This window comes from Sinomicrobium halophytocola (assembly GCF_052983395.1).
The window spans coordinates 40,583-53,563 of record NZ_JBRKIT010000025.1 but is presented as its reverse complement, the minus strand read 5'-3'; the positions used below and the strand labels follow the sequence as shown (position 1 = coordinate 53,563).

At 41.2% G+C, this 12,981-nt stretch carries 13 protein-coding genes; 6 read left to right on the top strand and 7 right to left on the bottom strand.

The genetic code is table 11. The features are described 5' to 3' along the window. Nucleotides 1-321 precede the first annotated feature (321 nt). From ACVBDY_RS09670 to ACVBDY_RS09655, 4 genes are all read left to right on the top strand, one after another. Complete coding sequence (locus ACVBDY_RS09670) at nucleotides 322-546, top strand: hypothetical protein (protein WP_447175271.1); 225 nt, start codon at nucleotides 322-324, stop codon at nucleotides 544-546. A 399-nt stretch (nucleotides 547-945) separates the two neighbouring features. Continuing rightward, nucleotides 946-1,164, top strand: a complete 219-nt coding sequence (locus tag ACVBDY_RS09665; RefSeq protein WP_447175270.1) for a hypothetical protein — start codon at nucleotides 946-948, stop codon at nucleotides 1,162-1,164. Nucleotides 1,165-1,200: 36 nt separating this feature from the next. Further along, entirely contained in the window at nucleotides 1,201-2,400 is a 1,200-nt protein-coding gene (locus ACVBDY_RS09660) for an alanine dehydrogenase (protein ID WP_447175269.1), read from the top strand. A gap of 43 nt (nucleotides 2,401-2,443) precedes the next feature. Further along, nucleotides 2,444-2,821 carry a DUF4258 domain-containing protein gene (locus ACVBDY_RS09655; RefSeq protein ID WP_447175268.1) on the top strand — a complete coding sequence of 126 codons (378 nt, stop codon included), beginning with the start codon at nucleotides 2,444-2,446 and terminating at the stop codon, nucleotides 2,819-2,821. A 16-nt stretch (nucleotides 2,822-2,837) separates the two neighbouring features. On the opposite strand, the gene ACVBDY_RS09650 is transcribed toward ACVBDY_RS09655, so the two are convergent. The 3 genes from ACVBDY_RS09650 to aroC form a co-directional block, all read right to left on the bottom strand. After that, nucleotides 2,838-3,827: a YpdA family putative bacillithiol disulfide reductase gene (locus ACVBDY_RS09650; RefSeq protein WP_447175267.1), complete on the bottom strand. Its 990-nt coding sequence runs from the start codon at nucleotides 3,825-3,827 to the stop codon at nucleotides 2,838-2,840. Nucleotides 3,828-3,938: 111 nt separating this feature from the next. Further along, the gene (locus tag ACVBDY_RS09645) at nucleotides 3,939-5,477 is read right to left on the bottom strand and encodes a dicarboxylate/amino acid:cation symporter (RefSeq protein WP_447175266.1); all 1,539 of its coding nucleotides are present in this window, start codon (nucleotides 5,475-5,477) and stop codon (nucleotides 3,939-3,941) included. A gap of 74 nt (nucleotides 5,478-5,551) precedes the next feature. Continuing rightward, nucleotides 5,552-6,616 carry a chorismate synthase gene (aroC, locus tag ACVBDY_RS09640; protein WP_447175265.1) on the bottom strand — a complete coding sequence of 355 codons (1,065 nt, stop codon included), beginning with the start codon at nucleotides 6,614-6,616 and terminating at the stop codon, nucleotides 5,552-5,554. 246 nt (nucleotides 6,617-6,862) lie between these two features. On the opposite strand from aroC, the gene ACVBDY_RS09635 reads away from it, so the two are divergent. After that, nucleotides 6,863-7,693 (top strand): UDP-2,3-diacylglucosamine diphosphatase, encoded by an 831-nt coding sequence (locus tag ACVBDY_RS09635; RefSeq protein ID WP_447175264.1) that lies wholly within the window; start codon nucleotides 6,863-6,865, stop codon nucleotides 7,691-7,693. 388 nt (nucleotides 7,694-8,081) lie between these two features. Beyond that, nucleotides 8,082-8,414: a sigma factor gene (locus ACVBDY_RS09630; protein ID WP_447175263.1), complete on the top strand. Its 333-nt coding sequence runs from the start codon at nucleotides 8,082-8,084 to the stop codon at nucleotides 8,412-8,414. 28 nt (nucleotides 8,415-8,442) lie between these two features. Here ACVBDY_RS09630 and ACVBDY_RS09625 read toward each other — a convergent pair whose 3' ends face one another. From ACVBDY_RS09625 to ACVBDY_RS09610, 4 genes are all read right to left on the bottom strand, one after another. Beyond that, nucleotides 8,443-9,204 (bottom strand): alpha/beta hydrolase, encoded by a 762-nt coding sequence (locus ACVBDY_RS09625; RefSeq protein ID WP_447175262.1) that lies wholly within the window; start codon nucleotides 9,202-9,204, stop codon nucleotides 8,443-8,445. A gap of 112 nt (nucleotides 9,205-9,316) precedes the next feature. Further along, nucleotides 9,317-10,213 (bottom strand): Ppx/GppA phosphatase family protein, encoded by an 897-nt coding sequence (locus tag ACVBDY_RS09620; RefSeq protein WP_447175261.1) that lies wholly within the window; start codon nucleotides 10,211-10,213, stop codon nucleotides 9,317-9,319. A gap of 121 nt (nucleotides 10,214-10,334) precedes the next feature. Continuing rightward, the gene (gene ppk1, locus ACVBDY_RS09615) at nucleotides 10,335-12,431 is read right to left on the bottom strand and encodes a polyphosphate kinase 1 (protein ID WP_447175260.1); all 2,097 of its coding nucleotides are present in this window, start codon (nucleotides 12,429-12,431) and stop codon (nucleotides 10,335-10,337) included. A gap of 8 nt (nucleotides 12,432-12,439) precedes the next feature. After that, a complete protein-coding gene (locus tag ACVBDY_RS09610; protein WP_447175259.1) occupies nucleotides 12,440-12,925 on the bottom strand; it encodes a SixA phosphatase family protein in 486 nt (161 codons plus the stop codon). Between the last annotated feature and the right edge of the window lie 56 nt (nucleotides 12,926-12,981).

Sequence of the window (12,981 nt, the reverse complement as noted above, 5' to 3'; positions counted from 1 at the left end):
AGTCTCAATGACAAAATCCTAAGCATGAAAGCCATCCTATACAAGAAGTATTAATTACCTTCAGAATTATGAAAAGGCAAGAAGAAATTAGCAATAAAATATGTCTTACGAAACATGTAAGAAATAACATTGATTAAAAATACTGTATCTTATTAAGAATTTTTATGTAATATTGTAGAGTTCTTTCCTTATACAAAAAAAAGAATTCAAAATCTATTTTTTTTCGATAAAAAGTAATAAAGTTACGACGAAAGTATTAATTGACAACATTTTATTTTTTGGTACGTTTGCTACAACTAAATAACCAAAAAGCAAACTATCATGAAATCAGTAAACTATTTTTTTGTACTCTTTTGCATTGGAATCTTTTCATTATTGAGCCAGAATATTCTTGAACATAATTATTATGCCAGAGAAAAAGGAAAAGAAATAATCCCTCCTAATGGAATTATTAGCACCGAAAGTTTTGTACAACAAAAAGGAACCGAAATAGTACTTCCTAATGGAATTTTTGAGAACAACCACTGTCCAATAATGCTAAGCTAAAATCATAGGAATATTTCTGCAAATCCTCCGCTTAAATATTTTTACACAAAGTTTTTATAATTTAACTATCCTTATTTTGTATATTGTGTTTTTATATTTAAGATATAAAATATGAGTGTGGAAAAACCTAAAAAGGCACGTTTACGGAGATCGTTATTTATGGGCAGTATTGTTGCTACCTTAATAGCGATCTCGCCGTATATATTTTACTTGTATAATAATTTTCCGGAAGAGCCAACCTGGGAGTTTTTTATTTTTAGCTTTAACAGCCCCACCTATCAAGATTTAAACGCGGCAGCATGGATTTTTTTGGGAAAATTTGTTCCTCTATACTTACTTCTATTATGGTTTCTAACATGTAGGCATTGGTGGTATCATGTTATTCTTATTCCGATTGCAATGTATATCTTCCAGCTTGTCAGTGTAATTAATGATGAAGCCAAATATTATGACGAGTTTGAAATTTATTACCTTATCCCTATAATGCTTATTATAATTCCTCTAGTGTATCTTATCCGCCTAAAACTCTTCGACAAGATCGTTCACGGCATTGACATGAAGAAGTTGGATGAAGAATTGAAAAAGTATGAGGTGGAAGAAGACGATTTCTCCAAATAATTTTATAGCTTTACAGGTATTTGTAGTGTTAAGATTATGAATGTAGCTTCGTCGCCATTTACCAGACAGCAGTTGTTGCCGCAGGAAGAGATGCTGGAGGTCCTGAAACAAAAAGGAGAACTGTTTATAGGTATTCCCAAGGAAATAGCATATCAGGAAAAACGCGTGTGTCTCACCCCGGACGCTGTAAACGCGCTCACCGCGCACGGGCACCGGGTTATCATAGAATCCAATGCCGGGGAGGGCGCCAATTTTACAGACAGGGAATACAGTGAGGCAGGTGCCGAAGTAACCAACGATGTCAAAAAAATATTCTCCTGCCCCATTATCCTTAAAGTAGAACCACCATCCCTGGATGAGCTCAAACTCATCAATCCGCAGACCATACTCATCTCTGCCCTGCAGATAAAGACCCAGAGCAAAAAATACTTTGAAGAGCTCGCCAAAAAAAGGATCACTGCCATAGCCTTTGAATATATCCGTGATGAGGACGGTAATTATCCTGCTGTGCGCTCCCTGAGCGAAATCGCCGGAACAGCTTCCGTACTGATCGCCGCGGAACTGATGACCAATGCCAATAACGGCAATGGCCTCATGTTTGGTAACATCAGCGGGGTTCCTCCCGTAGATGTGGTTATCCTCGGTGCGGGGACAGTAGGCGAGTTTGCGGCCAGGTCCGCACTCGGGCTCGGGGCCAGTGTTAAAATATTCGACAATTCCATCACACGGCTCCGCCGTATACAAACCAGCCTGGGTCGTCCCATGCATACGTCTACCCTCCAACCCAAAAACCTCTTTAAAGCACTGAGACGATGCGATGTGGTCATTGGTGCCGTGCGGGGAAATAACCGTGCGCCGGTTGTCGTAACCGAAACTATGGTGGAGAATATGAAAAACGGTGCGGTAATTATTGATGTAAGTATTGATATGGGAGGGTGTTTCGAAACCAGCGAAGTTACAACTCACGACAAACCTACTTTTGAAAAATACGGCGTTGTTCATTATTGCGTGCCTAATATCCCGGCCAGGTACTCACGTACCGCATCTGTTTCCATTAGTAATATCTTCACTCCTTATCTTCTTAAAATCGGGGATGAAGGCGGACTGGAAAATTCCCTCCGATTTGACCGCGGTTTGCGAAACGGGTTGTATTTTTACCACGGAATTTTAACAAACAAAACGGTAGCGGAATGGTTCAACCTGTCGCATAGCGATATTAACCTCCTGATTTTTTAAAATCCGAAAATCATTTGCTTCCGGAAATTAATTACCCGTTTTTATGGAGATATTGAGAAGATTCGGCTACTACTTTATAGGGCTGGCCATAGGTATTGTTATTGTAGCTTATATTTTTCGGGAAAAAGGCGCGGAATTCTGCTATTCCCCCAATTGCAGGGTACTGAAAGACATCAGGAACAAGACTATTGTTTATGAAGATGATGCGCAAAAAAGCCTAGAAGAAAATCGCATAGATACCACCGGCATTATTTCCTCCGTATTTACACAGGGAGATGTTATCTTCTCAAAAAGCGATACCAACCTAGATTCTTGCAAAACCTACACCATAGAAGGAACGCTCAAAACGGGAAAAGTAGAACTATTTGTAATAAACTGTGATAGCATAGCAAGAATAAGCTCCATTTCACCAATCGATTAAATACGGGTATTATTTTTTAACCGTCTATGGTTTTTCCGCTGATGCGCTTTTGCAGAACATTTCCCACGATAAGCTTTGCATGTATCCTGGAGTTCTCAATAAACCAGAGATGTGTGTCCATGCCCCCGCAGATAACTCCGGCCAGGTATAATCCACCTATATTGGTTTCCATCGTCTTCGGGTTGTAGGATGGGTAAAACTTTCCGTCATCGGATAAATCGACACCTATTTTTTCAAGGAAAGCAAAGTTTGGCATATACCCGGTAAGCGCCAGCACAAAATCATTGGGCAATACTTTTTTTCCTTCCGGGGTATCGATCACCACTTCTTCTTGCCTGATCTCTTCTATATTACTTCGGAAACAGGCTTTAACCGAACCTTCGGCAATACGATTCATTATATCCGGCCGAACCCAGTATTTAACTCTTTTACCTATATCTTCTCCCCGGACCACCATGGTCACATCACCTCCCTTACGGTATATTTCCAGTGCCGCGTCTACGGAAGAGTTACTTGCCCCTACTACAATAACCTTCTGACCGGCGTAGTAATGAGGGTCTTTGTAATAATGAGAGACTTTTGACAACTCCTCTCCGGGCACGCCCATCCTATTGGGAATATCATAAAATCCCGTTGCGATAATTACCTGTTTTGAAACATAAACTGCTTTAGAAGATACGACAGAAAACAGGTCGTTGTCCTTTTTGATATTCTCCACTTTTTCAAACAAACGGAGATCCAAATCGTTAGAAGTTACAATACGCCTGTAGTATTCCAGCGCTTCGGCTCTCTGGGGCTTGCTCTTTATACTGATAAAGGGAATTCCGTCAATTTCGAGTTTTTCCGATGTAGAGAAAAAAGTCATATTTAACGGATAATTATACAGGGAATTGGCAATACAACCTTTTTCGAGCACTACATAACTTAGCCCGTTTTTCTTTGCTTCCAAAGCACAAGCTATCCCTATAGGCCCACCTCCTACTATTAAAATATCATATTCCTTCATAGCAAATTTTCTTAGCTCCTGACAAAATTTAATCGTAAGATTCTCTTCGAACACCTGCCCCTACCGTCTCACCCTACATGAGAAAAGAATACGAATTTTCAGACTTATAAACTAATCTTCGTATTTAGGTTCTCCCAGTTTCCCCACCGATTTGGCTACGACCGTGGCTACTGTAGCATCTCCGGTTACATTGATAACGGTCCTGCACATATCCAGTATCCGGTCTACGGATAAAATAAGCGCAATACCTAAAGGTAATTTTTCCGGCGGGAAATTAATAGATTGCAATACAATGATAAGCATTACCACACCTACTCCCGGAACCCCGGCAGTACCTATTGATGCCAATAAAGCAGTAAATACAATTGTCAACTGATCTGCAAAGGTAATATCAAAATGAAGTGCTTCGCAAATAAAAATGGTAGCGACGGCCTGGTAGAGGCTCGTTCCGTCCATGTTTATGGTTGCACCTATGGGCAGCACAAAACTACTTACCTCTTCATCTACTCCTACATGATCCCTTACTCTTTCCATATTAACGGGGAGTGTTGCCGCACTGGAACTTGTTGAAAAAGCCAGTAACTGAACAGGTGCTATTTGTTTCAGGAACCATAAAGGATTCTTTTTGACATACAGTCCTACTATCAGCATATATACAACCACCATTAAAGCCAAAGCGCCTATTACCGTAAGGGAATATTTTAACAATGCCAGTAACACTTCCACATCGTTCGTGCCTGCCACCACGTTGGCCAAAAGAGCAAATACTGCAATCGGAGCGATTTTAATGATAAGGTCTACCATCTTTAAAACAACGTCGTTAAGACTATCGAAAAAATCCTTCAGGGGCTTTGCCCTGTTCTCTCCTACCAACAACATACAAACACCTAACATTATGGTAAAGAATATAACCTGTAGCATCTGGTTATTATCTCCCATCGCCCCGAAAATATTGTCAGGAACAATATCCACTAAAAACTCTACGAAGTTCTTCGTCTGGGTCTGACTATCACTTATCCTCTGGTTTACAATATCCGCATTTCCGGGATTACTGGTAAGCCGGTCTATGGTTTCCTGGGAAATGCCTGATCCGGGTTTTACTATATTGGCTACGCCCAAACCTATGGTAATGGCAAAGATGGTTGTAATTATATACAAAACCATTGTGCGGATACCGATACTGGATAGTTTTGATATATCCTGCAAGTCCGCAACTCCTTTGATAAGTGATGCAATAATAAGGGGAATTGCAATGAGTTTCAGCAGATTTATAAACAGTTCTCCGAAAGGGTAGACCCAGTTTTCTATAAACGTTTTCCCGGTGGGCTCCGTCGGTAATTCGAGCAGCGCTTTTTGATCTGCTTCTATTTTTTCTTCCAGGGCACTTATTTCCTGTTCAATGTTCTCCTTCTCTACGAGGTAAACCATTCCCCCGGTCTGCCCCTCTTTAAAACGGGTACCGAGTTCCTTAAGTTCCTTTTTAAATACTTGCTGTTTGGAGAGGGATTCTGATAATTCCGTATGGTAAATGGCTGCCTTATCTTTTACTTCCTGATCCGGCTTTCCCACATTTGCCATAATAAGGCCAAACACAACACCCAAAACCATTCCTATGACGATCTGCCAGTGCAATGCTAATTTTTTCTTCATAAGCTTTTTTAAATTAGTGTATAATGCTCACCATCCTTCAATCAGGGGCGAAACCGGAAACGCCTTTTTCCAGGCTATATTTTAGAATTTCTGCTCAACAGGTAATGATCTGCCACTACCAGTGCGGCCATAGCTTCAACTATGGGCACTGCTCTCGGGACAACACAAGGATCGTGCCTACCTTTCCCCTGCATCTCCACGATATTACCGTCTCTGTCTATCGTTTCCTGGCTTTGCATAATGGTCGCTACGGGTTTAAAAGCCACCCGGAAATATATATCCATTCCGTTACTGATACCACCCTGTATCCCCCCGGAGAGATTGGTTTTTGTAGTACCATCCGTATTGTACAGGTCGTTGTGCTCGCTTCCTTTCATCTTTGCTCCGCAAAAGCCACTACCGTACTCAAACCCTTTTACCGCGTTTATGGATAGCATGGCCTTTCCGAGATCGGCATGCAGTTTGTCAAATACAGGCTCTCCAAGTCCTATGGGAACATTACGGATAACACAGGTTACCGTACCTCCCACAGTATCTCCCTGCTTTCGTATCTCCTTTATATAATCTTCCATTTTCCCGGCAATTTCCGGATCAGGACAACGTACGGGATTGCTTTCTATCTTTGAAAAATCGAGATCCTGGTAAGGTTTTTCCAGAAAAATATCTCCTACGGAAGACACATAGGCATCAATACGGATATCCTTGAGCAACTGTTTGGCTATAGCTCCTCCCACAACACGGCATGCGGTTTCGCGAGCCGAACTTCTTCCTCCTCCGCGATAATCCCTCAGTCCGTATTTCTGATCGTAAACATAGTCGGCATGACTGGGACGATAACTATCTTTTATATGGGAATAGTCGTGTGATTTCTGATTGGTATTCTCAATAACAAAACCAATGGGTACTCCCGTTGTCTTTCCTTCAAAAACACCGGAAAGTATGCGGAATTCATCCGGTTCTTTTCGTTGTGTTACTATGGCTGACTGTCCCGGTTTCCGCCGGTTCAGGTCGCGTTGTATTTCATCCAAACGAAGTTCCAGCCCTGCCGGGCATCCATCTATAATTCCTCCTAAAGCCTGTCCGTGTGATTCTCCGAAAGTGGTAAGTTTGAATATCGTTCCAAAGGAATTTCCTGCCATCTAAATTGATTTTGAACAAATGTAAATGTTAATAATTAATTATTCAAAATTAATATAAAATTTGGGGTACCGTTAGGAGTAACAGGTTGCAAGCCAAAACGGAGGTGGCTGAGTGTTCCGGCACCGCCCGGAATGTACCGAAGCCACCGGGATCACAATACCTTAACAATATGCTCATATATAATTAATTACCAGGTAATCTTCAACTAACACAGTTTTTTTTTCTTTACAGAAAATTTTCCCGACTTGAAAAAGCGTAAAGTAGAGATTGTAGTCATATCGGATGTTCACCTTGGCACTTACGGCTGCCATGCCAGTGAATTGCTCTCTTACCTGAACAGTATAAATCCTGAAAAACTCATCCTCAACGGAGATATTATAGACATCTGGCAATTCCGGAAACGCTACTTTCCCAAAAAACATCTCCAGGTCATAAAAAAAATCATAGATCTCTCAACCAAAGGGACCCAGGTTTTTTACATTACCGGGAACCACGACGAAATGCTTCGCAAATTTAGTGACGTAACCATGGGAAACATTGCTATTGTAGACAAATTATCCCTGAAACTGGACGGAAAAAAAGCCTGGATCTTTCACGGCGATGTTTTCGATGCTTCCATACAGCACACCAAATGGATCGCCAAACTCGGAGGCTGGGGATATGATTTTCTCATATTGTTCAACAGGCTTATAAACTGGATACTGGTAAAAATGGGAAGGGAAAAATATTCTCTCTCCAAAAAGATAAAAAACAGTGTGAAAAAAGCTATAAAATACATTAATGACTTTGAAAAGGTAGCCGCTGACCTGGCTATACAAAACGGATATAAATATGTGATATGCGGACATATCCATCAACCCAAGATGATCCGAAAAGTAAACAAGCACGGTACCTGCCTTTATCTCAACTCCGGCGACTGGGTAGAGAACCTCACTTCCCTGGAATATCATAAGAAACACTGGGAACTCTATAGCTTTAACGATGATAAACTGAGTCCTTTTTATACAGATGAAGATTTGAAATCCATGAGTTATAAGGATCTGCTTGCCGCCATCACGGTAACGGGAAAAAAATAATTGTTTTCATTACATTACCACATAAAAACTGCTCTTCCTCTTTTTTTATCCTATAAAAATCCTTGAAAGTTATTAACAATTTCAAAAAAATACCCTACTAAATAAACAACTAAAAAACAGTTTATTACATAACACAATCCATTCCTGAAATCATTTTCTTAATAACTTATTCGCACTTTTTGGGGCCATTTGCCATAAAACGCTCTTTTAGGTATAAAGGACCACGTGTAATTCTGTAAAATATCGAAGTAATTTTTTAGCTAAAAATTGCCTTCCCATTCTGGCTACGTCCATTTGGCCGTTATCGCGCCCAATGGTATAAAAAAGCATTTCTATCGGTATTTTACAGGTTATTATGGTGCGAGTTTAACCAAGTAAAATTTTAAGTATGGAAAATCCTCAGGAAAGAATTTCTACCGAAAACGTATTATTATCCCTAAAGGAGGGGAATATTAACGCTTATATGATTATATGCGAACAATACCATTCGCGCGTTTACTGTTTTGCCCTGTCTTTTCTGAAATCGGAAGAGATCAGCCGGGAGATTACCGCAGACGTTTTTACCGAAATCTGGGAAAGAAGATCGGAAATTGATACCGATGCTTTCAGCCCCTTTCTGATGTCCGTTTGCAGTAACCGCGTTTACAAAAAACTTCGCAGTACTTTTAATGAAGGTGATTCCAGGGAAAGTTTGTGGAACAAGATGAATCCGGGTGAGTAATCCGGATACTAAAGGTGATAACGTTTAATCACATGAAAAGTAATTGTGAAAACTGGTAAAGATCGTTTTTCCAAACAGAAAAATCGTGCTGTCCCGGCTCTACATAATAAGTGTGGGGGATGCCCTTTTTACCAAGGTACTGATGTGTCCGTTCACTGACATATAAGAGTTCATCTTCATTGCCACAGGATATCCACAACAAACGAAGTTTGCGTATCACCATCCCCGGTCGTGGCACAAGTTTTTCCGGAGTCCTGGTATTCGGAGCGGGGGAAAAAGCTCCTATCCAGGCGAATGTATCCACATGATCAAGACCAAAGTTAAGCGCCTGCCCTCCTCCCATAGACAAACCTGCAAGGGCACGGTTATTCCGGTCGCTATACACCGGGTAATTGGTTTCCACAAAGGGGATCAGGTCATTCAGGAGGTCATTTTCAAAATCGGAAAAAGCCTTTATTTTTTCCTTGTCGAATATATTATCACCTGCACGGTCATCTTTCATGGCCCTGCCGTTGGGCATGACCACTATCATGGGTTCAAGCTTTTCTTCGGCGTAGAGGTTATCGAGTATTACATTTGGCTTTCCGTGATAATACCATTCTGTTTCATCTCCTCCGATTCCGTGCAACAGGTACAAAACGTTGTATTTCCTGTCTTCTGAAAAACCCGGAGGTGTGTATATCGTAACTTTACGATCCGTCCCCACTGTTTTCGAAGTATATTCCAGTGTTTCTACCTTGCCTTTCGGGACATCCGTACGGACGGAATCAAAGCCCGAAGGGGTTTTCATATCTCCCGATTGGGCTTGGGTCCGACAAATCACACCCAGTAACAGGAATATAATACACAAATACTTACTTTTATAATACATGATAACGGTGGTTGGGTGAGGTTGGTAAATATCATTTTTCTTTCTCGTTGTAATAAAGCAATTTGACAATCCCGTCCGATAATCCTATTTTAGGAACATGTATTTTCTTTGCCCCGCTCCATTTGGTAGCGGAAAGAAATATACGGGTCGCCGGAATAATAACATCCGCCCTGTCGGGGTTTAATCCCAGTTCGGATATCCTGTCTTCATAGCTGATGCTTTGCAAAAACTGGTATTGGGCATTTAACCAGATGTAAGACAGCGGTTCTCCGGGCTTCCTTCCGGACATTTTATAGAGTTTATTAATATTTCCCCCGGAACCTATAAGGGACAGGCTTTTGAGGTTTTTAGTACTTTTCTTTATCCATTTTTCTATTTCTTTCCACACACCTTCTTCTACCATCTGATTGAGCAATCGCACCGTTCCAATTTTAAAGGATCTGGAAGTTGCTATTTTACCATTCTTAAATATGGTGAATTCGGTACTTCCTCCTCCTACATCTACATACAGATAGGACTTTTCCGTGTCAATAAGCTGGTGAAGGTCCGTAGAAGCAATTATGGCCGCCTCCTTTTTTCCATCAATAATCTCTATACGTATGCCTGACTTTTTTTCTATTTCCGCCGCAAGTTCATTACCGTTATTTGCTTCCCGCATTGCAGAAGTGGCACATGCCATATACTTTTCCACATTATGTACTTTCATCAGCAATTTAAAAGCTTTCATCGCATCTACCATACGAATGGCATTCACCCTGGATATTTCCCCGACCGTAAAAGAATCCTGACCTAACCGGACAGGAACCCTTACCAGGGAGCTTTTTTTGAACTGGGGCTCTTTTCCCGTTTCTTCAATTACGTTGTTAATCAATAATCTTATGGCGTTGGAGCCAATATCAATAGCGGCAAATTTTCGTATTCTGATCATATATAACCTGTTGGAGGAGGCACTTTGCCCCTTTGTCCCCGATCCGTAAGTATTCCTTCAACTCCACAGTGTAAAGAAATTGAAAACGAACCGTTTATATTTTCAATATATCCTGAGTCTTCTACTTTAGTTTTTGAACATAATAATCATAGGTGGCTACCTGTGAGCGTACTTTTGGGAGATTATTTTGCCGGTAGGCGTTGTCCTGTTTACCGGAAATAACCCTTGCCTTTACATTATCGCTCCAGCCTATTTCAAAAGTCTCCAAGAGTTCTCTCTTAATTTCCTCATCATAGATAGGACAACTCACTTCCACCCTGTTATCTATATTCCTGGTCATCCAATCTGCCGAAGAAATATAGACCTTCGGATTTCCTTCGTTACCAAAGATAAACAATCTGGGGTGTTCCAGAAATTTATCCACAATACTAATCACTTCAATATTTTCGCTCATACCCTTTACCCCGGGCACCAGGCAACAGGCCCCTCTTACGATCATTTGTATTTTCACCCCTGCCCTGCTGGCTTCATAAAGCTTATCCACCATTTTGTAATTGGTGATACTGTTCATCTTCAGTTTCAGGTATCCCTCTTTTCCGGCCTTTACATTGGCAATCTCCTTGTCAATAAGCTTGGAAAAGACTTTTCCCGTGTAATGGGGGGATACCACCAGGTGCTTGTACTTGTTTATTTTATATGTTGTTTCAAAAAAATCAAAAACCGTATTTACCTCTTTCAGTATGGCCTGATTGGAAGTAAACAAAGTATAGTCCGTATAAATTTTCGCCGTAGATTCATTAAAATTACCGGTGCTGATAAACCCATAGCGTTTTATCCTGTCATGTTCTTCCCTTTCTATCAGGCATATTTTACTGTGTACTTTCAGGCCCGGAACCCCGAAAATGAGCTTAATTCCTTCGCTTTGTAATTGTTCGGCATATTCTATATTTGCTTCTTCGTCGAAACGTGCCTGCAGCTCTATCTGTACGGTTACCTGCTTACCGTTCTTTACGGCATTAATGAGGCTACTGGCCACCTGGGATGCCTTGGCAAGACGATACACGGTGATTTTTATGGTCCGCACCTTAGGATCCAGGGCAGCTTCGCGAAGAAAACGTATAACATACGAAAAGGTATGGTACGGGGCAAAGAGAAGATAATCTTTCTTTGCTATCCTTTCCAGCACACTCCCTTGTAAACTCAGTCCTTCTACCGGCAACGGCGATAATGTGTCATACAACAGGTCTTGCCGGCCAAGGCTCGGGAAATTCATATAATCCCTACGGTTATGATATCTTCCTCCCGGGATAACACTGTCCGTATTCGTTATCCGCATTTTATTCTTCAGGAAACGCAATGTATCCTTGTCTATTTTTTCGTCATATACAAAACGTACGGGTTCGCTTATCTCCCGCCCTTTAACGCTGCTGGATATTTTTTCGATAAAGCTCTTACTAAGGTCATTGTCTATGTCGAGCTCTGCATCCCTGGTTATTTTAATCATATGGGCAGAGAGCGATTCGTAGTCAAAAATATTAAAAATGGTATGCATGCAATACCTCACAAGATCGTCGAGGATAATAATGTAGTCCTTGTCCCCTTCTTTCGGCAGTACCACAAAGCGGTCAATATCTCTTGGGATCTCTATCAAAGCATACCGTATTTCATCAGGCTCGGAAGAAAATATCTTTTTCAGTCCCCCCGGCTTTTTTTCCTTTTTCATTACCATCTTAACCGCCAGGTAGGCCGCGCTGTCCTTCAGCAGCGGAAATTCCGCAAGATCGTTGAGGAAAATGGTCACCAGGGCCGGGCTGACCTTCTGTACAAAGTAATTGACTATGAATTGCTTTTGGGATTCGGATACTTCGGTTTCATCAATGGTGAAAATATTCTCTTTTTCCAGTTTCTTTTCAATATAGCGAAGGATGTTCTGGCTTTCCGCCTGTTGCTGTATCACTATTCTGGTGATATCTTCCAGCAGGTCTTTGGCTACTTCTCCGCCCAGGGCACTTTTCCCTTTCCGACCGGCAAGTGCTATGCGTTTTACCGTAGCGTACCTTACTTTAAAAAACTCATCCAGGTTATTGGAAAATATTCCAAGAAACCGAAGCCTGTCTATAAGCGGTACAGTCTCATCCGTTGCCTCCTGTAATACCCTGGCATTAAATTGTAACCAGCTAAGTTCCCTGTTGACGTATTGGTTTTGTGTTACTTCCATATAAATTATTAACGTAAATGCTTCGGAAAGACCATCAGGTTCGTCGTACCTTTACCGATCTTTTTCCAGCTATCCTCCTCAAAAGTGATATGTACCATTCCCGAGGTAGGCAAATTGTCTGTGTAATGATCCCCAAAATTATTGGAAACTTCCGTAAATGCGTGATTGTGGCCAAAGATCATAACTTTTTCACAATCGTCACTTAACGTTCGGATAAAATTAAAGACCGAAGCTCCGGAAAAATCGTATAATTCCCCCGTTAATCGCAACTTCTCCGGTGGAATATCCAGCATCCTCAAAAAAATAGTACAGGTGTGCAATGCCCGGTTTGCCGGACTGGAAAACACGATGTCCGGTACGGGGATCTTACCCTTCACATGTGAAGCCACCAGGATGGCATCGTTGATTCCCTTTTCCTTTAACGGCCTGTCCCTGTCTCCCACACTATAATCCCAGGAGGACTTGGCGTGTCTTATGATGGTAAGTTGTCTCATAAAACCATTTTTTCAACAATCATAACGATTACGGATTTACTTTCATGATATAATTA

Excerpts from the sequence above, each read along its gene's own strand:
- ACVBDY_RS09670 (WP_447175271.1), top strand. The coding sequence starts at position 322 with ATGAAATCAGTAAACTATTTTTTTGTACTCTTTTGCATTGGAATCTTT.
- ACVBDY_RS09665 (WP_447175270.1), top strand. The coding sequence starts at position 946 with ATGTATATCTTCCAGCTTGTCAGTGTAATTAATGATGAAGCCAAATAT.
- ACVBDY_RS09660 (WP_447175269.1), top strand. The coding sequence starts at position 1,201 with ATGAATGTAGCTTCGTCGCCATTTACCAGACAGCAGTTGTTGCCGCAG.
- ACVBDY_RS09655 (WP_447175268.1), top strand. The coding sequence starts at position 2,444 with ATGGAGATATTGAGAAGATTCGGCTACTACTTTATAGGGCTGGCCATA.
- ACVBDY_RS09650 (WP_447175267.1), bottom strand. The coding sequence starts at position 3,827 with ATGAAGGAATATGATATTTTAATAGTAGGAGGTGGGCCTATAGGGATA.
- ACVBDY_RS09645 (WP_447175266.1), bottom strand. The coding sequence starts at position 5,477 with ATGAAGAAAAAATTAGCATTGCACTGGCAGATCGTCATAGGAATGGTT.
- aroC (WP_447175265.1), bottom strand. The coding sequence starts at position 6,616 with ATGGCAGGAAATTCCTTTGGAACGATATTCAAACTTACCACTTTCGGA.
- ACVBDY_RS09630 (WP_447175263.1), top strand. The coding sequence starts at position 8,082 with ATGGAAAATCCTCAGGAAAGAATTTCTACCGAAAACGTATTATTATCC.
- ACVBDY_RS09625 (WP_447175262.1), bottom strand. The coding sequence starts at position 9,204 with ATGAAAACCCCTTCGGGCTTTGATTCCGTCCGTACGGATGTCCCGAAA.
- ACVBDY_RS09620 (WP_447175261.1), bottom strand. The coding sequence starts at position 10,213 with ATGATCAGAATACGAAAATTTGCCGCTATTGATATTGGCTCCAACGCC.
- ppk1 (WP_447175260.1), bottom strand. The coding sequence starts at position 12,431 with ATGGAAGTAACACAAAACCAATACGTCAACAGGGAACTTAGCTGGTTA.
- ACVBDY_RS09610 (WP_447175259.1), bottom strand. The coding sequence starts at position 12,925 with ATGAGACAACTTACCATCATAAGACACGCCAAGTCCTCCTGGGATTAT.